The sequence below is a fragment of the Marinomonas sp. GJ51-14 genome, assembly GCF_055808695.1.
Genome location: NZ_CM147879.1, coordinates 148,204 through 170,022, shown reverse-complemented (window position 1 = coordinate 170,022; position 21,819 = coordinate 148,204). Strand labels below are relative to the sequence as shown.

Genomic DNA, 21,819 nt, shown 5'->3' with positions numbered 1-21,819 from the left:
TTTAGTTAAGAGCTGCTTTGATCTTTTTAGCAGCATCAGCAGAGACCCAAGTGGACCAAATAGCCTCATTGTTCTTTAAAAAGTATTCAGCAGCAATATAGCCTTCAGCTTGATTGTCTTCCATCCAAGCTAATAGTGTGTTCATTTTGGCATTAGTAAATGAACGTTTAGTTAGATATTTATATACTGCTGGCTTTTCACTTGCTAATACTTCAGTTGTGACCGTATCAACTGGTGATGGTGGGTACATACTAGGTTGTGGGTTTTCACAATACTCTTGTGTAAGGCATGTTTGGAAATGTTCAAGCTTGACGCCAGAGCCAAAGTCTACTTTTACCATTTCATATTTACCCAAAACAGCTGTCGGAGCCCAGTAATAACCTAACCAACCTTCTTTACGTTCGTAAGCTTTAGCAATAGAGCCAGAAAGGCCAGCAGCAGAACCTGGATCAATTAAGTCAAAACCATGTTCTTCCATATTAAAAGCTTCAAATAAATGGCCTGTAGATATTTGACAGTTCCAACCTGCAGGACAACTATATAATGCACCTAATGAATCATCTTCTGGGTGTTTGAATAACTCAGGGTGTTTAAGTATTTCTTTCATTGAAACAAGTGAAGGGTTTTCATCAACTAGATATTTTGGTATCCAAAAGCCTTCTTCGCCACCATCAGACAATGATTTTCCGGCGAAACGTATACGCTTATCTGCGACACCTTTATTCAATGCTTCAGCCATAGAGTTTGACCATAACTCAGGTGCAATATCTGGCTCACCTCTTTCTATGATAGAGGCACCTGTCGCATTTGTGTCACCTGGTACTAATTCGACGTTACAGCCGTAACCTTCGGTCAGGATAAAGCTATCAACGTTAGCGATTAATGTTGCTGAGTTCCAAGTCATGTCAGCGATGGTTAGGTCGCCACAACTTTCGTTTGCGGCAAAAGCTGACGATGCAGAAAGCATCACAGTAAGTGCAGAAAGTGTTTTTAAATGCATGGTATCGGTCCTTTAGGATGTGATAAATCTTATAGCTATGAGGGTTTAGTCTATATTTAGTTTATACATCAAATGTTTATACATCAAATGTTTTACCTATAAGGACTGCTGGGTTTAGTGGGGAGGATATGACATAAAACTTGCAAGGGTTATGTTTTATAAGGGTTTTTGTCTTATCGTTGAATTTTGTAAAAGAAAGTTTCTTTTGTAATGAAATATGATTTCAGGAAGTATTTGGCAGAGCTCTAAGCATATCGCATGGCGAAAAAGACATATGCGAAGAAAAAGGAGGTTTCTTTGGAATGTTTACTAAAAGCACAATACGATGATTGACCACGTATTGTGCTTTTGAATATTACTTATGTTTGAAGCTTAAACGAGTGTTGTGTTCGGTGAATTAATATCTAATAAAGGAGCAGCGTCTAAAGACTCTGCATCCATCATCATAGCGATATGTTGCAATGATGATAAGATCTGGGTTTGTTGCCAACCATCTAATGATTCAAATTCATCAATAAATTTTTCATGCAATAATGGCGGTGTGGTTTTTAATACGTCTAAACCTAACGTTGTGAGTCGAGCATTCACAATACGCTTATCTTTTTGTGCTCTGACTCGCTCTACAAATTTTCTGTCTTCTAAGCGATTTAATATGGTTGTTACTGTTGCTTGGCTTAATGAAACACTGTCCGAAATACGGCGTACAGTTACATCACCAAGTTCTTCAATAGAGCGCAGCACCATAATTTGTGGAATGGTTAAACCACAAGCTTTAACAACGCGTTTTGATTGTAGATCCGTTGCTCGGATAATGCGTCGTAAATTTACAAGTACATCGTGAAGGTGTTGTGAATCAGACATAACGATAAGAAGGTCCAGAAAATGTTGTAAAAATAGGGGGTTGTAGGTGTTTATTCGCGCTAAGTTTAAATCTATTAGAGCTCAAAGTATAGACAGGCTTTCTGGTATTGGAAAGGTCTGAAAGAAAAACTTTTTATAAAAAGCGTTTCTTCCAGAAAATGAGGGCTTATAAAAGGTTTTTTAATTCGTCAAACGCAGCAATAGCGGCAAGTCTAGCGGGTTTGTAATCAATGATAGGTTCTGGGTAAGCATACTTTTTTCTTTGTTCTGAGTTCGGATTATGTATGGATTTTGAGTCTAATTCAGCCAGCTCTGGTACGAATCGTCTGATGAAATCGCCCGCTTTATCGTAGGTTTCAGATTGTCTGGTTGGATTGAAAACTCGGAAGTAGGGGGCAGCATCACAACCTGTCGATGCACTCCATTGCCAGCCGCCATTGTTGGCTGCAAATTCACCGTCAATTAGCTTACTCATAAAGTAGGCTTCACCTTTTCTCCAGTCAGCAAAAAGAAGCTTAGTAAAGAAGCTTGCCGTAATCATTCTAAGTCTATTATGCATCCAACCTGTTTGCTTGAGTTGTCTCATTGCCGCATCCACAATAGGGAAGCCTGTTCTCCCTTCACACCAGGCATGAAACTCATCTTGGTTATTACGCCAGCGTAGGAAATTAGTATTAGGTTTGAACGGTTGATTCATCGATAGGGAAGGGAAATGCTCCATTAACTGACGATAGAAATCACGCCATGCGAGTTCTTTGAGCCAAATGCTCTCTTGCCAGTTTCTTTCTTCTTGGTCACAAGTGTAAAAAATAGCTTCCAAGCATTGTCTTGGACCTAATGCACCTAATGCAAGATAAGGGGAAATCGTGCTGGTGGCAGGCTGCATTGGGTAATCTCTGCCTGTTTGATAGTGGCGCTCTTTATGGTGACAGAATTGCCAAAGACGCTGTTTGGCTGTGTCTTGGTCTGCAGGCCATAAATCTTCCCTAAAAGGCTTACTCCAGTCTAAGTTAAGCAAGATTGGATCAATTGGCTCGGCTTGTGATTCAGGAGCCGGTAACGGTGTTAGGTCTTGTTGGGCAAGCAAAGTTACCCAGCGTTTAAAGAAAGGCGTGAATACTTTAAAAGGCGTGCCTTGTTGACTAAAGACAGCTTGAGGAACGATTAAGTCAGCATGCTGAATGTGCACATCTATATTGTGGTTTTTTAGAGACAGACAGACAAACTTGTCTCTTTGTTGTTCGTGTATCGGTAAATCACGGTTAAACCAGAGATGTTTAATGCCTTGCTTTAAACAGAAATCGGTTATCTTATCAGGCACTTGTGAAAAAGTGTCTGCGTGAATGATATACAGCGGAATACCAAGCGCTGCTAAAGTATTAGCAAGAGTGTGAATAAGGCCTGCTCGCAGACCTGTTTTGGCATCTGATTCGTTATGCTCTGCCCATTGTTGCGGGGTTACTGTGATAACCACAGCAACATTACTTTGCTGAGAAGCATGGTAAAGAGCCGGGTTATCTATGCTGCGAAGATCATTTCTTAGCCAAACAAGATGTTCAATTTTCATTGTTTTTTTAGTCCTAAACCGTATTACGGATACCTAATGGCGTTGGATACGGAGCAAAATAGCTTTGCTTATTAATGTATTCACTGCCGTAATGTTTTAAATAATGTTGCAGTAACGTCATCGGAGTTGCGAGATTCACTTCGCCACGACGGTATTGTTCGACCACATTAATAATGTCTTTTCGTACCGAAACATCGACGGCATGTTTTAGGTATCCAATTAAATGCATGAGCACATTGCAATGGTTTTTACGTTGCGCTGGCTTAGATAATGTTGTCATTAATATTTCAAAGTACGTGTTTCTCAGTTCGGCTACTGGTCGTGGATCATTACCTGAAAGTAAACGACCAAGTTGACGATATATTGGTTGAGAGTGTGCCATTACCATGTATTTATAACGGCTATGGAAAGAAATCAGATCTTTCATCTTTGTTGACTCTCCGACGGTGTGACGAAAATCATGATGGGTAAAAACACGTAACAAGAAATTTTCTCTCAGTCTTGGGTCATTTAAACGACCATCTTCTTCGATTGGCAATAATGGATAACGGCGCTGTAATTCTTTTGTGAATAAGCCTGCACTTCTCTGCATGTGAGGATGTCCATTTTCTTGGTACACCTTAATTCTCTCTAATCCACAGCTTGGTGAGTTCTTCATGACGATATAGCCATCAAGGTGGGAAAGCTTTTCTAAGTACGCATTGGAAGTCGACATGAAAACATCAGAGACGTTTTTGTCTGCTTGTTTGGTGAAGACCATTCTTGGATCAGTCGGATCGCCTTCTAAGCGTAAGGTTGGGCGAGGTGTCCCAAATCCTGCTGCCACTTCTGGGCAAAATTTCTGGTATTCAAAATAGTCAGTCAGTACCTTGCTGCAATAATCTGAGTTGCTGTGTCCACCATTAAAGCGAACATTTTCCCCTAGCAAGCATGCGCTGATCCCAACTGGTATTTTTTGTTCTAGCTGATCTGGTGTATGAAATAATGGCATTTTTTATTCTCCAAAAGATAAGCTGTTAACTTAAAAATGATAGTTCAACGCTTGTCTTTTTCTTGGGCTGTAAGGATATTGTTTCAATTGTCTTGATGAGTTTCTTATACAATATAGAATGTTGTATAAGAAAAGCAAGTTTATTGTACAAAAAAATATTTGTATAACTTTTGTCTATTCCTTAAGTTTAGGTCACAATGTATCTATTGTGAGAATTTAAGCTTTTTAAGCACCGTGATTTATTGGAAATCTGTATGAGTCAGCCAAACCAGAATGAAGAAACCGCCAGCGTAGACGTGTCAGACCTATTGGATGAAGCGCTTGTCTTAGACAGCTCGTCTTACTTTCCCATTCGTGAGTTATCTTCAAAAACCGGTGTTAACTCGGTTACCTTGCGCTGCTTGGGAGCGCCGTTATGGTTTATTGAAGCCAAAACGAACCAAGAAAGGTCATCGCCTTTACGATCAAGGCGATGTGCAACGTGTGGAAGGAATACTCCGTTGGATTCAACAAGGTGTTGCGGTTAGTAAAGTGCGTGCTTTGTTGGATCAAGGCGTCGCTTTTGATGGCGTCGCACCATCTAATGAATGGTTGGAGTGGCAAGCCTCGTTAGTTAAAGCGTCGCAACTGTTTCAAGAAGACAAAATTGAGCAGCTGTATCAGCAAATTTTTTCCCAATATCCTGCGGACATTGCAGTACGTGATTGGTTGCTACCGAGTTTTGAGCAATTAGGCAAAGGTGCGCCATTGGCGTTTTGTGAATCGGTCGTGTTGTCGTGTCTGATCGCACGAATTAATAGCCTTAAATCTCAACAAAAATATTCTTCTAAAGTTTTGATCACAGGATTGATGTCTCAACGAGCGCTTTGGTGCTATATGGCTGCGGCTATGTTGCTAGACAAAGGGATATCCTGTCGAGTGGTACCAAATGCTCAACAAAGTGATGACTGGTCAGGTCTTGTAGCGGGTATTAAAGCAGAATCTGTGCTGGTATTTTGCGAAAACGAATTGGCGTCGAAAGCTGCTGATTTAATGTCGCAAATGCAACAATGGAATAAACCTGTTACAACAATAGGAGCAGGATTTTGGCTAGCGGTACATGAGTTAAATATGACAACGGGGAATGTGAAGGTGTATTCAGAAGCGTTGGAAGGCGTTTCTGAATTTATGAAGGGTATTTTATAATTTTTTATTAAAAACTATCAGCTTTATATTAATAATATATTTTTATTATTGTTATGGCTCATCTAATATCTTTATTAAATCAAACGAGGATATTCAAATGACTAAAACTATTACATTCGCCATCATGCACTTTTCTATCGCCTTTTCTGTCGCTTACTTAATTACAGGAAGCATCATTGTCGGTGGCTTGGTGGCCATTGTTGAACCCGCAATTAATACGGTTGCTTACTATTTTCACGAAATATTTTGGAATAAATTACAGCAGTCCGATGCTGAAGCAGCCATAACAAAAACCTTTCAATCAGCAGGCGAGAGCTACGCACTAAGGTCAATGTAATCTTGTTGCTATCGTTTTTACGATAGTGAGAGGATCAAGGTGAATGGTTATGGTTTTCGAAGAAACCCACTAACGCATGGCGTTAGTGGGTGAGGGAGATTATTCTGAATTACGACATTGGGAAAAGCAAGAAATATAGAACGATTGTAACGGCAATTGGTGCCGTAAACTTCATTGAGATATTCCACATTTTGTAAATAGAATCAGACAGCTGCAACTCATCCTGTGCAAACTTGTCTTTTACAACCCAGCCGGCGAACAATGCAATCAAAATACCACCTAATGGCAACATGATGTTGGCTGTGATGTAGTCTAAGAAATCAAAGGTATTTTTGCCGAAGAAGGTTACATCAGACAAGAAACTGAATGAACCTAAACAAGCAATACCTAAAGCCCAAACAACAGCTCCTAATGTGATTGATGCCGTGATTCGTTTCATTTTGAATTTCTCAATTAAAAATGCAACGGTTGGTTCTAGCAAAGAAATGGCAGAAGTCCACGCAGCAACACCGACAAGAATGAAAAACAAAGATCCGAACAATTGGCCAAATGGCATTTGGCCAAATGCAACAGGCAAAGAAATAAACATCAAGCCTGGACCTGCGCCTGGATTCAATCCATTTGAGAAGATAATTGGGAAAATCGCTAAACCAGCAACCAAAGCAACTAATGTATCTAGTGCACCGATTGTTAATACTGTTTTACCAATTGACGCTTTCTTCGTCATGTAAGAACCGTATGCCATGATTGTTCCCATACCTAATGATAGGGTGAAGAACGAATGTCCTAATGCGACAAGTGCGGCATTCCAAGTTAATTCGCTGAAGTCAACGTGGAACATGAAGTCCCAACCTTGTGCAAAGCCATCAGTAGACATGGCATAGCCAAGTAAAATAAGTAGTAGAGCAAACAATGCAGGCATCATTATGCGAGTGGCGGTTTCTATACCCTTATTAATACCACCAGCTACAACAGCAATAGTCATAATACTGAAAAGTGTGTGCCAAGCTAATAATGTTTGTGCATCACCAAGTAATGCGCCAAATGTATCACCAGCTTGCTCAGCGCTTACCCCCAGCATTTCGCCAGTAAGCATAACTTTTATGTAATGAAGTACCCAACCACCCACTACTGAGTAGAAAGAGAAGATAAGAACGCCGGATAACATTCCCATGAAACCAATCCAGCCCCAAGCTTTAGAACCACCAGATTCTTCTGCGATATCTGTTAATGCATGGATTGGGTTTTTACGCGCGCGACGTCCAATGAAGACTTCTGCCATCATAATTGGAATACCAACAAGTAAAATACAAGCCAAATAAACCAATACAAATGCACCACCACCGTTCTCGCCAGTAATGTAAGGGAATTTCCAAATGTTACCTAAGCCGACAGCTGAACCTGTTGCTGCCAAAATGAATATCCAACGACTCGCCCATGAGCCGTGAACAGATGTTTTATTTTTCATAGTTATCTCTAAGTTATTGAAAGCGAAATATACACAGCGATCGAAGCTATTTCATGACAATAATTGTGTCTCCCACAACACAAAAAAGCATGAGAACTCTTTTTGTTAAGTAAAAATCTAGTAAACAAAAATAACCAAAACTTCGAATAGGGGCGGGATTTTCCGAATTTCGCCGCTTATATGCAACAAAAAAAGGCATTTTTATGCGAATGGCTTTTATCGTGTCTTCTTGGTTGTTGCTTCAAAATGTTTTATGAATAGTGAATATACAACTCAAAAGATTAGACATCTAAATAAAATTATAGACATAAAAATACTTTCGGATATAATGTTTAGACATCAAATCAATGTGCTTATTTTAATAAATTGGATAACAAATTCCTTTTAAATAGCATGGTTTGATTTTTTTTGAGCGATTTAACCGATATTTGATAAATATAAATACTTTGTTTTCTAATGGATATGAACATGAGTGCAGATGAAATAATCTTTAAGAAGCCTAGTTCCATTGATGGGATGGCAGTGCACCAATTGGTTGCGTCTTGTCCTCCCCTAGATAGCAATTCTGTTTACTGCAACCTTCTTCAAACTAGCCATTTTGACGAAACATCCATTGCTGCTAGTTTGGAAAGCGGTGAATTGGTTGGATTTGTTTCGGGTTATATTCTTCCAAATAAAGCCGACACCTTGTTTGTTTGGCAGGTTGCTGTTAGCGAGAAAGTTCGCGGCCAAGGCTTAGCCAAAAAAATGCTTTCACATCTGCTTGATAGAGCAATTTGTTCAAATGTGCGTTATATCGAAACCAGTATTACAAAATCTAATCAAGGTTCTTGGGCTTTGTTCCGAAGCCTTGCTGAGCAGTTAAGTGCACCTTTAGAAGAATCTGTGATGTTTGATAAACAGCAACATTTTAAAAACAAACATGACACAGAGTTTCTTGTCAGAATCGGCCCTTTCTCAGTTAAAAGCTAAAAAGTGTTCTTTCAATAGAGGGTGCTACTTTTGCTCCTAAGTTCTAAATTTATTTCTTTAAAGGATGATAAAAATATGAAGATTTTTGATGAAATTGAATCAGAAGTACAATCTTACGCCCGCTCTTTTCCTCGTGTCTTTCACCGAGCACTTGGCGCGCATTTATATGATCAAGAAGGCAATAAATACCTAGATTTTTTAGCTGGTGCCGGAACGTTAAACTATGGTCATAACAATCCAATTTTCAAAGAAAAGCTGGTTGAATACATCTTAGAAGATGGTATTACCCATGGTCTTGATATGCATACGAAAGCCAAAGGCGAATTTTTAGAAGCATTTAAGAAGCATATACTTCAGCCTCGTGGCCTTAAATATATGATGCAATTTACTGGACCAACCGGTACGAACGCAGTAGAAGCGGCGCTTAAATTGGCGCGCAACGTAACAGGTCGTGAAAACATCATCAGTTTTACCAATGGTTTCCATGGTTGTAGTTTGGGGGCTTTGTCTGTTACGGGTAACTCTCATCATCGTGACGCTGCTGGAACGAGCTTAGGTGCTGGTGTTTCTACTATGCCATTTGATGGTTATCTTGGCGAAGGCATTGAAACTACAGAATATTTAGACAAGGTTTTGTCTGATTCAAGCAGTGGTGTCGATACACCTGCCGCTGTGATTGTTGAAACAGTGCAAGGCGAGGGCGGTATTAATGCTGCAAGCTTTGGTTGGTTGCAAAGCCTTGAGGCCGTTTGTAAAAAACATGATGTACTTTTAATTGTTGATGACATCCAAGCGGGTTGTGGTCGTACAGGAACTTTCTTCAGCTTTGAAGACGCGGGTATTACGCCAGATATCGTTACCATGTCTAAATCATTAAGTGGTTACGGTTTACCATTCGCCGTTGTGTTGATGCGTCCAGAATTAGATACATGGAAACCAGGTGAACATAACGGTACGTTCCGAGGCAATAATTTGGCTTTCGTGACGGCAACCGCGGCGATTGAAACCTATTGGCAAGACGATCGTTTCGAGAAAGAAATAAAACGTAAAGGTGATTACATTCATCAGCGTACACAAGCGATTGTAAATGAATTTGGTGAAGGTAACTTTACCGTTCATGGTCGCGGTATGATGCGCGGCATTAACTGTGTGAGTGGTGAGTTAGCTAATAAAATCACTAAGAAATGTTTCCAAAACGGATTGATGATAGAGACCTCAGGTGCTGATGATCAAGTAGTGAAATTTCTTTGTCCTTTGATTATCAGTGATGAAGATCTTAAGCATGGCATCGATATTTTAGAAAAAGCGATTCGTGAAGTCTGTGCTAAAGAGGACGATATGCCTGAAGCTAGAAGCTACTTTGATGAAAACTATGACATTGCCGTATAAATACACATTTAAAAACAGGAAGGAGCATTTATGTTTGCACGTGATTTAGCAGAATGTGAAAAAACGGAACGACGCGTTGTATCGCCAGACGGTAATTGGGAAAGCACACGACTTTTGCTGAAAGAAGACAATATGGGCTTTTCTTTCCATATTACGACTATTTATGAAGGCAAAGACTTTGACATGCATTATCAGAATCATCTTGAATCTGTGTACTGTATTTCAGGTGAAGGCGAAGTGGAAAGTCGTGAAACAGGTGATAAACACCAAATCAAACCAGGTGTTGTGTATGTTTTAGATAAACATGATGCGCATACTCTAAGAGCTTTTAAAGAACTGAAGTTAGCATGCGTATTTAACCCGCCAATCACGGGTAAAGAAGTGCATAACTCAGAAGGTGCTTACGAAATTTTATAATAAACCACGTATTAATAATGGTCGAAAAAGACGCTTCTTCATGAAGCGTTTTTTTCAACCATTTTTCCTAGACCATTTTAAGTTGAGAGTCATTTTTATATAGAGTGCTATAACCTTAGTTTATGGTGGCTATGAAACGATTTGAGTACTTAAAAAGGCGATTAATGCTTAAAATTTCCGCAACCTTATGACAATATAGCGGCAGTTTTATGACTCTGGTTGAAGTTTGCTTTCAACCCCTTAGTGAATTGGATAAATGATGGGACAACACACAGTTGAAAAAATTGGCGGTACGTCCATGAGTGACTACCGTTCAGTTAGAGATAATATAATCTTTAAGCCGGCTCAAGCAGGAAACATGTACCAGCGTATCTTTGTTGTTTCAGCTTATGCTGGTATGACGGATAAATTGCTAGAACATAAAAAAACTGGCGATGCTGGTGTTTTTGCTTTGTTCGCGCAGGAGCGTAAGCAAAATAACTGGTTTGCAGCACTTACAGACGTGCGTAATGCCATGTTAGACATTAACAACACCTTGTTTGAAGCGGGTGAACTTCGCGATAAAGCCAATGCGTTTTTGAATAGCCGTCTGCAGGAAGCTCAAGAGTGCTTAGAAGACTTACACCGTCTTTGTCAGCATGGACACTTTTCGATTAGCGAGCACCTCGCTACTGTACGAGAAATGCTTGCCAGTCTGGGAGAAGCTCATAGCGCATGGAACACAGCACACCTTTTAAAGCGTGATGGAGTAAATGCAGTTTTTGTCGATTTGACGGGTTGGAATAGCCCAAGTCATATGTCACTTGATGAACGTATTCTAGATGCGTTTAAAGACATAGACCTAAGCAAAGAGCTGCCGATCACAACTGGTTATGCTCATAGCGAGACTGGCTTGATGTCGACGTTTGACCGCGGTTACAGTGAAATGACCTTTAGTCGTATCGCAGTGTTAACGGAATCCCGTGAAGCTGTGATTCATAAAGAATTCCACTTGAGTAGTGCTGATCCTCGCTTGGTAGGTGAAAGCAAAGCCGTACCAATCGGCCGAACGAACTACGACGTGGCTGACCAATTAGCCAATCTTGGGATGGAAGCGATTCATCCGAAAGCCGCTAAAGGTTTGCGTCAAAGTGGTATTTCATTAAGAGTAAAAAACACTTTTGAACCAGAGCATACAGGCACCTTAATTACGGGCGATTACGTCAGTGATGCACCTTGTGTCGAAATTATTGCGGGTTGCCGTGGTGTTTTTGCCGTTGAATTATTTGATCAAGATATGGCGGGTGATATAGATAAATTCGATGTGGGTATTCTTAAAGTACTGAATCAATTTAATGTTCATATTATTGCTAAAGACATCAACGCGAATACCATTACGCATTATTTAGCGATCAATTTAAAAACGTTGAAGCGTGTTATAAAAGTGCTGCATGAAAGCTTTGAAGGTGCAGAAATCACTCAGCGTAAAGTGGCTATTGTGTCTGCCATTGGTAGTGACATGAAAACAACCGGCATGCTTGCTAAAGCGGTTAAGGCGATTGCAGAACAAGACGTGAACGTATTGGCTATGCACCAATCTATGCGTCAAGTTGATATGCAGTTTGTTGTTGATGAAGAAGACTATGAAAAAGCCATTTGTAGCCTACATAAAGAATTAGTAGAAGCGCAAAATCATGGCCGAGCTATCTGTCTAGCATCTTAACCTGTTCTTAAATTAATTTATTCTGAGTGGCGTAAGCCACAGTAAAAAGCCCTAAGTTGATGAAGTGGTTCGACTTGGGGCTTTTCTTTTCATTTTCTAAAAAAGTGTTTTTCCTGATCTTAGCAAGATAAGTTAACTGTCGTGATGAGTAATAGGTTGGCCTCTGTTAAATTCATCAGCTGTTACAGCTTTGCTGACATAGTAGCCTTGCCCAAAGTCACAATGAAACGATTCCAACATTTTCCATTGTTCTCTGGTTTCTACACCTTCTGCCAGTACCTTAATATTAAGCTTGTGGGCCATTGCAATAATCGCTTCAATGATTTTACGATCATCTTCATCCTCTTCTAAATCCATCACGAAACCACGATCAATTTTTAATAGGGTGACAGGTAAGTTTTTTAATTGAGCAAGAGAGGAATAACCAGTCCCAAAGTCATCAATAGCGATGCATATTCCCATATTTTGGAATGTTTGCAGTACTTTTTTGGCTAATTTAACGTCTTCTAAAATAGATGTTTCGGTGATCTCAAAACCAAGTGACGTAGCTGGAACATTGTATTTCAAAAGCAATTTTTGAACGAAGGAGACAAATTTAGGATCAGATAACTGTTTAGACGATAGATTTATGTGCAGCATAATCGGAACCATGCCCTGTTCTTTTCTTTTACCTAAATAAGAAATGCCACTTTCGACAATCCAATGACCTAGCTCGATAATTTTTCCTGTACTTTCGGCCAGTGGAATAAAATGGTCTGGAAAAACGAGCCCTTTTTCAGGATGATTCCAACGAATCAAGGCTTCAGCACCGAACACTTGATTAGTATGTAAGTCGAATTGGGGCTGATAATAGAGTTCAAATTCATTGTTTGTTAATGCTTTAGCTAAGTCTTCTTCTGCTTTGATTAATTCATAAGTGTTGATCTTCATTTTCTCTGTATAGAAAACGAATTGGTTTTTGCCTTGTTGTTTAGCTTGATACAAGGCCATGTCTGCATTTTGCATAATGGTTACCAAATCATCACCATGTTCTGGGATCATTGCAATACCTAGGGAAGTACTGAGTATGAAATCTTGAGTACTTATTCTGAAAGGGGTTTGAATACTTTTTAGTACCTTATCTGCATATTCACTTACCTCTTCAAGATGATTGATATCATCCAATAGAATACCAAATTCATCACCGCCTAATCGTACAACCTTATCTGAAGAACCTTTTAATTGATTGAGTTTGTCGGCGACCAAGATTAATACTTTGTCACCAACATCATGACCAATAGTGTCGTTAATACGTTTGAAATTATCTAAATCAAAGTAAATAAAAGCAGATAGACGTTTGTTCTTTTTGTTTTTTTTCAGAATAAGAGGCAATTTGTCTTGTAGATACCTACGGTTTGGTAAACCTGTTAAAGGATCTAGATAAGCTAATTCTTGTAATTCTATGGTTTTCTCTGTAACTAAAACTCTTAGTCTTTGTGGCTGTATTAAGATGGCATATAAAGCAAGGGAAAGTAAAAATGCCACAATGATACTGATGCCATAGCCCATGAGCTGTCGCTGAGTTAATCGGGGGCTTAAGGTTTTACTTATTTCAAGTGTCCAAGTGCCTACTGGTAAGACTAATTCAGTGGTTGCCTTAATTTCGGTTAGAGGAATGTCAGAGCTTGAAAGAACAATGACGTTGTTGTCTTTTATTTTTGAAAGGCGGTATTGGTAACCTTGTCGCTCAAGCTCTTTTAGTTTAGTTGATTCTATTAGGCTGTCTAAATAAATAAATGCTGAGGCAAATCCCCAAAAAAGTTCTCCTTGAGTGCCTGAATTTAAAAAAACTGGGGCGCGAGCAATAATAGCTTCATCACCTTGCAATAGTTTCACTGGCCCAACAGCAATAAGCTTGTTTTCTTTAATCGAGCTTAAGACTTCTTCCTGATATTGACTTTCAGCTAAAATATTAAACCCAATTGCGATCTTACTTTTTTCTAGAGGGTAGATACGAGTAATAATCCCATTAGGTGCAAGTTGTAGGCTTTCAACATCGGTGATCGACTTAATAAGTTTACTGGAATAATCATCAAACCATTCGTCGTTATCTTTATGGTGCTCTACTTCATAGGATAAGAAACGTGCTGAAGTGAGTGCAGCAGACAATCGGCGCTCTAAAACGGAGGCTTGAGTTCGGGATAGATCATCTAAGATAGATTGTTGCTGATTAATGATTGAATTATTTGTTGATACAGTCCAATAGCCACCAAATAGCGAAATCACTAAAAAAGCAATCGATGAAACAATGGCTGCTGAGGGTTGTTTAAGCTTTTCGGTATTCAATCGGTTTTCCCTTACAAATAATCCTATCAATGATAATTATAGGATAGTCATAAAAGATGTATTGATGTTTCATTTTTTGTAAATAGATGTGGCTGATCTTCAAGGTTAATAGGGGGTTCTGTAAGTCGTTTCTAAGGATATGGAAGAAATGTAATGTTAGGAAAAGAAAAAACCGCACAATCTAAGTATAGACAGTTAAATACAGATTAAACTTAGAAAGGTGCGGTTTTAAAGGCGTTTTATGCTATTGCTAGAAATATACCTGCAAGGGCAATAATACTTCCAGTAACGCGAGTAATAATTGGTGTATGAATGCGGACCATCTCTGTACCAAAAACTAGGCCAACAACATGCAAAGCTAGAGTAGCTGTCGCGAAACCTAATCCATATTCTATTGCATTTGTATGTAACGGTATTTCTACACCGTGTGCGGCACCATGAAATATTGCAAACGAACCCGCAACGCATACAGAAGCTATAACAGGGAAGCGAATAGCACTTACTAATAGCGCCCCCATTAAAATAACGGACAAAGTAATACCTTGTTCAATAAAAGGCACTTGAACGCCAGCAATGACTAAACCGCCGCCGAATATCATAGTGGCAACAAATGCTACTGGAACCGCCCACAATGCACGACCACCAAGGCTCGCTCCCCATAGGCCGACAGCTAACATTGCCAGTAAATGATCGAACCCTAACATTGGATGCATGAAGCCCGTCATGAAGCCGGAAGCATGTTCGTGCCCTGGGTGAGCAGAAGCAAGAGCAGGTATGGTAGCAACAAGTGCAACCAAGCCCATTTTAAGCGTATTTAGACGCATGGTTTATCTCCTAAAAAAATGAGTGTGAAGAAACCTTAATGAAAAAAGGACTTCCCTAAACCACCGCTCTTGCGGCTGGAATAAGCGCAAATTCTATCATATCTATATCAAGGGTAAATTGAATCATGCGTTGTTAGCTGAGCGGTTTTTTCAAATTGGTATGTTTTTAAGTCCAATGTAAAAAAGTGCTGAAACAAAAAAAAGCATAAAAATCTAAACCACGGTAATATATTTTTATACATGGTCCGGAAAAAGGTTCAGTTATGGCTGGTGGTTGGGCGCACGATGGTGCAGTGCAAGATCAAATAGACGCGACAATTGATTCGGAAGTTGAGCGTGCGAAAAATAACATGCCAAAAGGGGAAAGTTTAACTCATTGTGAAGAATGTGATGCCGTAATTCCAGAGCCGAGACGTAGAGCTATTGGAGGAGTGCGCCTATGTGTTCAATGTCAGATGGAACAAGAGAAGAAGGGGAACACTGCCTTGTTCAATCGCTCGGGTAGTAAAGATAGTCAGTTTAGGTAAAGTATCTTCATGGTTTATTTTTATATATCTTTATTGTCATTGATTTAGGTAGGTGATTTTTCACTGAATTTGCTTATATAACATGGATTTCCTCCTGCTTGCTCTTCGACATTATGGTAAGGTTTCGCCATAAAAAGATAACAAGCACAAAGCGCTGTTTATCTTGAATCGAGCATTTCGTTTTTAGAATGAATAAGGAAAAGGTTTTGGCAGACACTCAATCTACACAGATAGAAAAATTAGAAAAATTACGAACAGCTTGGCTACCTGCGGTTGAGTTTCTTTTTGGTGAAGCGGTAGCAGAAGCTAAGTTTGATGGTTTTGATGTATTAGAAGATATCGCCAAGCCAACAGTTCTTTTTGCACACGCGGATGAGCCTTATCGCTATTGCATTCAAATGCCAACAAGAAGCTTTTCTAATGATGTGATGCTGTTTGTTGATGTGATTCAAGAAATGGTTAGGGGGTTATACCCTGTCGGTGCTAACGATACGAAAACTTCAGCATTGTGTGAAGGCGTTGCTGTGTTTGGGGCCATCACTGCGATTAGGCAAGTGTTTGGGGAAGAAACGGTTGACTCATATTTGAATGCACTGAAAGAGCAAGCTTTTCCATATTATGATGCTTTTTCTTATACGGCAGTTCTATTGGCAGAAGATCCACAGGCAATTAAGAAACTACGTGGTGTTCAGCCTTTCCTTTATAAAGTTGTAAGGGATGATTTTGAAACAGCAGGTGTTGAGATTGATCGAAAAATCAAAGACATTTTATTATTGGCGTTTCGCGCTTAACGAGTAATCGTTAAAATCACGATAAGTAATAGAATTGAAGTCAGGTGAAAGCGGTTCACCTGACTTCAAAATGCTATTTTGCTTGCAGCTCGCTTAACTCTTCACTGAACCAAATTTTGCGTGTAAAACGAGGGTTCTTAGACGACATGTCAATCTTATATGGATTGGCATCTTGGTTATGAGGTAAATCAAGAATATTGCATAGCTCTTGAGCAAGCCATTTTTCAACCTTCAATACCACCATCTTCTTACGCAAACGACCTTGCTCATCACGGTTTAAAATCGTTGGTAAAGTATTCAGCGTTAAAATTTCGCCCAAAGCAGGGTGTGCCATACGTTCACGGCCTTCATCGCTGGCATAAAAATGCGAAACAGCAAATACCATACGTTGTGGATTAATTTGACGTAAAAATTGACAAGATTTAACCACAGTAGAACCAGTACGTACCATGTCATCAAACAAGACGATACTCGCACCGTCTAAGCCATCAAAAGTATGTTCGCTTTCTTTATGCAGAGTGATTTCCACTTTGCGTTCATTGGTCCGCTCTTTATCAAGCATGATGAATTTAGCTTTGCTTAGCCCAAGTGTCTTATACATTTCTTTAACGAAATCTCGCGCACCTTTATCAGGAGCGCAAAGCACAAGACCTTCACCGTCTTTTCCATAATGCAAAATATCTGAATTCAATAAATAGTGTGCGTAAATTTCATAAGGAATTAGATTATGAAAATCGCCGTCAAAGACTTCAGTGAAGATTTTTTGTACAGAATCAGAATGATTGTGAATCGTCATTACCGTATCTACACCAGATAGCTTTAACATCTGAGCATAAAGTTTGGCGGTAAAAGGCTGGCCGTCGAATTTTTTAATATCCTTGACGTCACGTTCAAAGCTGGTTTGGCCTAAATCTTTATGGGGGCCACGATCCTGTGCGCTGTAGAACAAATCTGGTTCCACAAGAATGACACGAGCCGCACCGTTTTCTTTTGCCGCCCTAGCTATGATGAAATTAGACATGGCTAATTCTTGGCGGCTTTTTACATGGCTTCCAGTACTAACAATAATGACCGATTTGCCCTGAAGCTTGCGGCCAATGTTGTCGAAATCAGCCTCGTCGGAAATAAACCGAGGACAAAATTCAGAGTTCATGAATTGTTTCATACTGATCAAATCAGCGATGTCATCGAACTGGCCCATTGCATAAGCAATATCGATGGCAAATGGATTATCGGAAGAGTTACTAACAACTACGACATTAGTTGACTGACTGGTCGACAAAGTCATTGAAGATCCTTAACGAGGGGTTGGGGATTTGAGCAGATTTTAATACTTGTAGATGTATTTCGATAGGCCTGATTGCGTATAAATGGCAATTTCATGTCAAAGATTGACCGCGATAGTTTTTATTTAGGGAGAAGTCTCATAAAAATGACTGAGTTAAGGTACTTAGAGGTATGTGAATAGCATATTAAATCGGTTAACTTTGGTTTGAATGATTCAAAACTTTACGGTGCTTTATTTATTCAGTATTAGTGAAATGGCACAGCACCATAAAGTTCTGTATTTTCGAAATGGTTAACCTACTTCGCATTGTTTGTAACAACTCGGTGTTCTTGGGCAAACTGCTCCCCGTGAACAGATAAGTCTGGCATCGTTTTCTATACCGCGCTCGACCCAGTTGATATTGAGGATTTTTGCTACGCTCATTAGGTCTTTCTGAATACTTTTAGGAATTCGAGAAGAGCCGCCATGATTGACACAAGCTTGCTTCAAATCATTCGCAATAGAAATGGCGTCTTTACCTTGTGCGTCAATGGCTGGGTTAAGGTCAATACCAGAACAAAGTACATGACTGTTGCCAGCGAGATCTTGAACCTTAATAGATTCACAAGCGTAGATGCGAGGTTCATCGGCAACATTAAGAATTGATATCTGCGCAGAGGTTCCTGTGGTTGGCTCACTGATCATGCGGAAAACGGCCCAGTGCTGACAAGGGTCTTCAACTAAATTCATGTTTCCCCAGGGTAAAGGAATTCCGTTACCTCGATAAACCGCTTTTAATTTTCCTGGTGCGTAGGCATCAAAATAATGCCAATGAGGGTAAGGTGAAGCTGCGGTCATACGGCGCATGGCAACGGATTCTGAAACCCCTGCCAATTTCGCAGTATTGATCTCGTAACCGTTGCGATCCAGCATTTGTCGAAAAGGCACTTTAGGACAAAGTAACGCGCCTGCGAAAAAGCTGCATTCAAAGTCACGCCATGCGTGCAAAATATCTTGAGCATCCATTCCGGATGATTGTATTTTCGAATTCCGTGCTTGTAATGGCGATATCTCATTGCGTCCAGTGACAAGTACGTTTTTCATGCCATCTTTATCGTGTAATACCGCATGGCCAATGTGAACGGCCAAGTTGTATTTCAAACGCTGCGGTTGAGCTTTCATGATCTGGTTGATGTAAATCGTGCTTGGTGGATCAAAGAAGGAGGTGACAACATGACTTTCATCTATTCCCATACTTTCTAAAACAGAGAATGGTGTTTTACGAAACCATTTTATTTGTAAGCCCATCTGCTTAGTGATGGCAACAATGTCTTCAAGACTTAGTGGTAAGCGTTTAAGTCCAACATCTTCAGCGGCGCGTTCGAGATCAGGGAAATGGTTTTGATGGTGTTCTTGGTGGGCACGAATCAACAAGTGAGCGAATTGACGTCCGCTGGTTCCTGTTTGTGACAACATTTCAGGAATCGCGATTTGCAATATCTCTTTAGAGAATAAAAAATTGGGTTCCAATGCCATGCCACTGATTCCTCCACCAGAACCTTTTGATGGTGTAATGGCATCTTCTTCGGGAATATCGTCAAGGAACCAATTCACTTCCTTTTGAAAAACACTGGCAATAACCTCCAAAACATCTTCGCTAGGAATACGTTTTCCTCGCTCTATCATCGACAAATATGACACAGAAGGTGCGGACTCAGCATCGACTTTTATGCATCTTGCAGAAAGGTCTTCCATTGTCAAACGATTGCGTTTACGGAGGTTACGGATCTTTGTGCCCAAAAAATGGGCTTTACGATTTAGGCTATTTTTATTTTTCATTTTTGTAAAATTTACATTGTGTAATTCTTATTGTGAAATTTTATATTAGTAGCGCATAGACTATAAATCAAGCAAACGGTAACTATGTAAGAGGAAGTAGTTAATACCGAATTGCCAAACGATGATGAGAACGGCTCACTAAGAAGGAAAGCAAAATGACCATACCACAACATAAAAATAACAACCGGATTCATCCAGAGTTTTACAACTTCATCAATGAAGAGGTGTTGCCACTTCATGATATTGAGCCAACCACGTTTTGGTGTGAACTTGAAGCCTTAATTGCGGATTTAGTGCCAGTCAATCGTCAGTTATTGGCAACCCGAGATCGGATGCAGCAACAGATTGACCAATGGCATTTGGCGAGAAAAGGTCAGCCTATAGATGTGCAAAGCTATGAGTCCTTTTTACGAGAGATTGGTTACCTAGTAGAGGAAGGTGATGATTTTTCCATTACAACTGCAAACGTTGATGCAGAGATTGCCACTCTAGCTGGGCCGCAATTAGTAGTTCCAGTGAAAAATGCACGTTTTGCTTTAAATGCGGCAAATGCTCGCTGGGGTAGCCTCTACGATGCCTTTTATGGCACGGATGTAATTCCTAAAGTTGGAGAGTTAGCGACAGGAAATGGGTACAACCAAGTTCGTGGTGAACAAGTTATTCATAAAGCTAAAGCGTTTTTGGATGAGGTATTTCCATTGGAGAATGGGTCTCACCAAGATGTGAGTAGTTATGTGGTTTATTACCGTCATTTGTTGGCATTTTTTGAAGATGGCAGTCAATCGGGTTTACGAAAACCTTCTAAGCTGGTGGCGGTGAATGGTCAACGTAGTGAGCCAGAAGCCGTTTTATTGAAGAACAATGGTTTGCATGTAGAAATTCAGTTTGATCGTAATGACACAAATGGTGCGAAAGACAAAGCAAATATTAGCGATATCATTATTGAGTCGGCCCTTAGCACCATTATCGATTGTGAGGACTCTGTTGCTGCGGTAGATGCTGAGGACAAGATTGAGGTGTATCGCAATTGGCTTGGTTTGATGCAAGGTACATTAGAAGCGAGCTTTGAAAAAGATGGTCAACATCAGACTCGCAGAATGAACCCTGACCGCTGCTTCACAGGTTTAGATGGAAAAGAATACCGTTTACATGGTCGTTCATTGTTATTGGTGCGTAATGTTGGGCATTTGATGGAGTGTGACTTAGTGAAGGATTCACTTGGTAACTTTGTACCTGAAGGCATCATGGATGCGGTGGTTACTACATTAATTGGTGCTCTTGATCTGAAATCTACGTCAAACATTCGAAACAGTCGAACAGGTAGCATTTATATTGTTAAACCTAAAATGCACGGGCCCGATGAAGTGGCGTTTAGTTGTCAGCTGTTCGGACGTGTAGAGCAGATGTTGGGGTTGCCAAAAAATACCATAAAAATCGGCATCATGGATGAAGAGCGCCGTACAACAGTGAACTTGAAAGAATGTATTCGTCAGGCAAAAGAGCGTGTGTTTTTTATTAATACCGGTTTCTTAGATCGCACAGGTGATGAGATTCACACCAGTATGCAAGCAGGTGCATTTTTACCAAAGGATCAAATTAAAACTCAGCCTTGGATTCAAGCGTACGAAAATCGCAATGTGGATATTGGTCTGCAATGTGGTTTGCAAGGTAAGGCACAAATTGGCAAAGGCATGTGGGCGATGCCAGATGAAATGGCCGCCATGATGGAAGCGAAAATCGCTCATCCTAAAGCGGGTGCGAACACGGCTTGGGTACCTTCACCAACGGCGGCAACGTTACACGCTTTGCATTATCACCAAGTGAATGTATTCGACGTCCAGGAACGAATTAAATCACGACCTAAATCAAGCTTAAAAGATCTACTGAGCATTCCACTTATTCCTAATACGTTGACGTTATCAAACCAAGTAATTGAAAGAGAAATTGAAAATAACGTTCAAGGTTTACTGGGGTATGTAGTGCGCTGGGTCGAGGCCGGAGTTGGTTGTTCAAAAGTGCCAGATATCAACAATGTTGGTTTGATGGAGGATCGCGCCACGTTACGTATTTCGAGCCAGCATTTAAGTAATTGGTTGCTTCATGGGATCTGTACAAAAGCACAAATAGATGACGTGATGCAGCGCATGGCAATTGTGGTGGATGAGCAAAATAAAGGCACTCAGGGCTATCGTCCAATGATGCCAACTATTTTAGGTAAAAACGAAGAGCCAAGTTTTGCTTTTAAAGCTGCCCAAGACCTAATTTTTAAAGGGCAAGTTCAACCGAACGGTTATACCGAACCTTTATTACATGCTTATCGTATGAACGTGAAAGCGCTTAATCCGTAATTAATAAAA

19 protein-coding genes are annotated in these 21,819 nt (G+C 40.1%); 10 read left to right on the top strand and 9 right to left on the bottom strand.

The window, feature by feature from the left end:
- Position 1: 1 nt before the first annotated feature.
- The 4 genes from AC0L3Y_RS00815 to AC0L3Y_RS00800 form a co-directional block, all read right to left on the bottom strand.
- On the bottom strand, positions 2-1,000 hold the full coding sequence (locus AC0L3Y_RS00815) for an ABC transporter substrate-binding protein (protein WP_473467591.1): 999 nt from the start codon (positions 998-1,000) through the stop codon (positions 2-4).
- 372 nt (positions 1,001-1,372) lie between these two features.
- The gene (locus AC0L3Y_RS00810; protein ID WP_473467588.1) at positions 1,373-1,861 is read right to left on the bottom strand and encodes a MarR family winged helix-turn-helix transcriptional regulator; all 489 of its coding nucleotides are present in this window, start codon (positions 1,859-1,861) and stop codon (positions 1,373-1,375) included.
- Between the two features lie 166 nt (positions 1,862-2,027).
- Positions 2,028-3,428: a deoxyribodipyrimidine photo-lyase gene (gene phrB / locus AC0L3Y_RS00805; RefSeq protein WP_473467585.1), complete on the bottom strand. Its 1,401-nt coding sequence runs from the start codon at positions 3,426-3,428 to the stop codon at positions 2,028-2,030.
- 13 nt (positions 3,429-3,441) lie between these two features.
- The gene (locus AC0L3Y_RS00800) at positions 3,442-4,419 is read right to left on the bottom strand and encodes a YbgA family protein (protein WP_473467583.1); all 978 of its coding nucleotides are present in this window, start codon (positions 4,417-4,419) and stop codon (positions 3,442-3,444) included.
- Between the two features lie 254 nt (positions 4,420-4,673).
- Between AC0L3Y_RS00800 and AC0L3Y_RS00795 the strand changes: the two genes are divergently transcribed.
- The 3 genes from AC0L3Y_RS00795 (at position 4,674) to AC0L3Y_RS00785 (ending at position 5,941) form a co-directional block, all read left to right on the top strand.
- On the top strand, positions 4,674-4,946 hold the full coding sequence (locus tag AC0L3Y_RS00795; protein ID WP_473470652.1) for a hypothetical protein: 273 nt from the start codon (positions 4,674-4,676) through the stop codon (positions 4,944-4,946).
- Entirely contained in the window at positions 4,843-5,604 is a 762-nt protein-coding gene (locus AC0L3Y_RS00790; protein ID WP_473470566.1) for a MerR family transcriptional regulator, read from the top strand. Before AC0L3Y_RS00795 ends, AC0L3Y_RS00790 begins: the two co-directional genes overlap by 104 nt.
- A gap of 97 nt (positions 5,605-5,701) precedes the next feature.
- A complete protein-coding gene (locus tag AC0L3Y_RS00785) occupies positions 5,702-5,941 on the top strand; it encodes a DUF2061 domain-containing protein (RefSeq protein WP_473467581.1) in 240 nt (79 codons plus the stop codon).
- Between the two features lie 109 nt (positions 5,942-6,050).
- On the opposite strand, the gene AC0L3Y_RS00780 is transcribed toward AC0L3Y_RS00785, so the two are convergent.
- On the bottom strand, positions 6,051-7,409 hold the full coding sequence (locus tag AC0L3Y_RS00780) for a sodium-dependent transporter (protein ID WP_473467579.1): 1,359 nt from the start codon (positions 7,407-7,409) through the stop codon (positions 6,051-6,053).
- A 468-nt stretch (positions 7,410-7,877) separates the two neighbouring features.
- On the opposite strand from AC0L3Y_RS00780, the gene ectA reads away from it, so the two are divergent.
- The 4 genes from ectA to AC0L3Y_RS00760 all read left to right on the top strand — a co-directional run bounded on the left by ectA (position 7,878) and on the right by AC0L3Y_RS00760 (position 11,889).
- A complete protein-coding gene (gene ectA, locus AC0L3Y_RS00775) occupies positions 7,878-8,381 on the top strand; it encodes a diaminobutyrate acetyltransferase (protein ID WP_473467577.1) in 504 nt (167 codons plus the stop codon).
- A gap of 75 nt (positions 8,382-8,456) precedes the next feature.
- Entirely contained in the window at positions 8,457-9,770 is a 1,314-nt protein-coding gene (ectB, locus tag AC0L3Y_RS00770) for a diaminobutyrate--2-oxoglutarate transaminase (RefSeq protein WP_473467573.1), read from the top strand.
- A gap of 30 nt (positions 9,771-9,800) precedes the next feature.
- Positions 9,801-10,187 carry an ectoine synthase gene (locus AC0L3Y_RS00765; protein WP_473467570.1) on the top strand — a complete coding sequence of 129 codons (387 nt, stop codon included), beginning with the start codon at positions 9,801-9,803 and terminating at the stop codon, positions 10,185-10,187.
- A gap of 259 nt (positions 10,188-10,446) precedes the next feature.
- Positions 10,447-11,889 (top strand): aspartate kinase, encoded by a 1,443-nt coding sequence (locus tag AC0L3Y_RS00760; protein ID WP_473470564.1) that lies wholly within the window; start codon positions 10,447-10,449, stop codon positions 11,887-11,889.
- A gap of 132 nt (positions 11,890-12,021) precedes the next feature.
- On the opposite strand, the gene AC0L3Y_RS00755 is transcribed toward AC0L3Y_RS00760, so the two are convergent.
- Together AC0L3Y_RS00755 and AC0L3Y_RS00750 are read right to left on the bottom strand one after the other, a co-directional pair.
- Positions 12,022-14,214 (bottom strand): bifunctional diguanylate cyclase/phosphodiesterase, encoded by a 2,193-nt coding sequence (locus AC0L3Y_RS00755; protein ID WP_473467568.1) that lies wholly within the window; start codon positions 14,212-14,214, stop codon positions 12,022-12,024.
- Between the two features lie 239 nt (positions 14,215-14,453).
- The gene (locus AC0L3Y_RS00750; protein ID WP_473467566.1) at positions 14,454-15,038 is read right to left on the bottom strand and encodes a HupE/UreJ family protein; all 585 of its coding nucleotides are present in this window, start codon (positions 15,036-15,038) and stop codon (positions 14,454-14,456) included.
- 263 nt (positions 15,039-15,301) lie between these two features.
- Between AC0L3Y_RS00750 and AC0L3Y_RS00745 the strand changes: the two genes are divergently transcribed.
- Both AC0L3Y_RS00745 and AC0L3Y_RS00740 read left to right on the top strand, forming a co-directional pair.
- On the top strand, positions 15,302-15,565 hold the full coding sequence (locus tag AC0L3Y_RS00745; RefSeq protein ID WP_473467562.1) for a DksA/TraR family C4-type zinc finger protein: 264 nt from the start codon (positions 15,302-15,304) through the stop codon (positions 15,563-15,565).
- Positions 15,566-15,771: 206 nt separating this feature from the next.
- Entirely contained in the window at positions 15,772-16,356 is a 585-nt protein-coding gene (locus AC0L3Y_RS00740; RefSeq protein ID WP_473467559.1) for a hypothetical protein, read from the top strand.
- Positions 16,357-16,429: 73 nt separating this feature from the next.
- Here the strand turns inward: AC0L3Y_RS00740 and AC0L3Y_RS00735 are convergent, their stop codons facing one another.
- Both AC0L3Y_RS00735 and AC0L3Y_RS00730 read right to left on the bottom strand, forming a co-directional pair.
- The gene (locus AC0L3Y_RS00735; RefSeq protein WP_473467556.1) at positions 16,430-17,644 is read right to left on the bottom strand and encodes a phosphoribosyltransferase family protein; all 1,215 of its coding nucleotides are present in this window, start codon (positions 17,642-17,644) and stop codon (positions 16,430-16,432) included.
- A gap of 291 nt (positions 17,645-17,935) precedes the next feature.
- Entirely contained in the window at positions 17,936-19,423 is a 1,488-nt protein-coding gene (locus tag AC0L3Y_RS00730; protein WP_473467552.1) for a DUF3612 domain-containing protein, read from the bottom strand.
- A 194-nt stretch (positions 19,424-19,617) separates the two neighbouring features.
- Between AC0L3Y_RS00730 and AC0L3Y_RS00725 the strand changes: the two genes are divergently transcribed.
- Entirely contained in the window at positions 19,618-21,810 is a 2,193-nt protein-coding gene (locus tag AC0L3Y_RS00725; RefSeq protein WP_473467550.1) for a malate synthase G, read from the top strand.
- The last annotated feature ends 9 nt before the right edge of the window (positions 21,811-21,819 follow it).

Bases quoted from the DNA above. Each gene is read 5' to 3' on its own strand.
- ectA (WP_473467577.1), top strand. From the start codon at position 7,878: ATGAGTGCAGATGAAATAATCTTTAAGAAGCCTAGTTCCATTGATGGG.
- AC0L3Y_RS00810 (WP_473467588.1), bottom strand. From the start codon at position 1,861: ATGTCTGATTCACAACACCTTCACGATGTACTTGTAAATTTACGACGC.
- AC0L3Y_RS00800 (WP_473467583.1), bottom strand. From the start codon at position 4,419: ATGCCATTATTTCATACACCAGATCAGCTAGAACAAAAAATACCAGTT.
- AC0L3Y_RS00745 (WP_473467562.1), top strand. From the start codon at position 15,302: ATGGCTGGTGGTTGGGCGCACGATGGTGCAGTGCAAGATCAAATAGAC.
- AC0L3Y_RS00760 (WP_473470564.1), top strand. From the start codon at position 10,447: ATGGGACAACACACAGTTGAAAAAATTGGCGGTACGTCCATGAGTGAC.
- AC0L3Y_RS00735 (WP_473467556.1), bottom strand. From the start codon at position 17,644: ATGACTTTGTCGACCAGTCAGTCAACTAATGTCGTAGTTGTTAGTAAC.
- AC0L3Y_RS00795 (WP_473470652.1), top strand. From the start codon at position 4,674: ATGAGTCAGCCAAACCAGAATGAAGAAACCGCCAGCGTAGACGTGTCA.
- AC0L3Y_RS00725 (WP_473467550.1), top strand. From the start codon at position 19,618: ATGACCATACCACAACATAAAAATAACAACCGGATTCATCCAGAGTTT.
- AC0L3Y_RS00815 (WP_473467591.1), bottom strand. From the start codon at position 1,000: ATGCATTTAAAAACACTTTCTGCACTTACTGTGATGCTTTCTGCATCG.
- ectB (WP_473467573.1), top strand. From the start codon at position 8,457: ATGAAGATTTTTGATGAAATTGAATCAGAAGTACAATCTTACGCCCGC.
- AC0L3Y_RS00785 (WP_473467581.1), top strand. From the start codon at position 5,702: ATGACTAAAACTATTACATTCGCCATCATGCACTTTTCTATCGCCTTT.
- AC0L3Y_RS00765 (WP_473467570.1), top strand. From the start codon at position 9,801: ATGTTTGCACGTGATTTAGCAGAATGTGAAAAAACGGAACGACGCGTT.
- AC0L3Y_RS00750 (WP_473467566.1), bottom strand. From the start codon at position 15,038: ATGCGTCTAAATACGCTTAAAATGGGCTTGGTTGCACTTGTTGCTACC.
- phrB (WP_473467585.1), bottom strand. From the start codon at position 3,428: ATGAAAATTGAACATCTTGTTTGGCTAAGAAATGATCTTCGCAGCATA.
- AC0L3Y_RS00780 (WP_473467579.1), bottom strand. From the start codon at position 7,409: ATGAAAAATAAAACATCTGTTCACGGCTCATGGGCGAGTCGTTGGATA.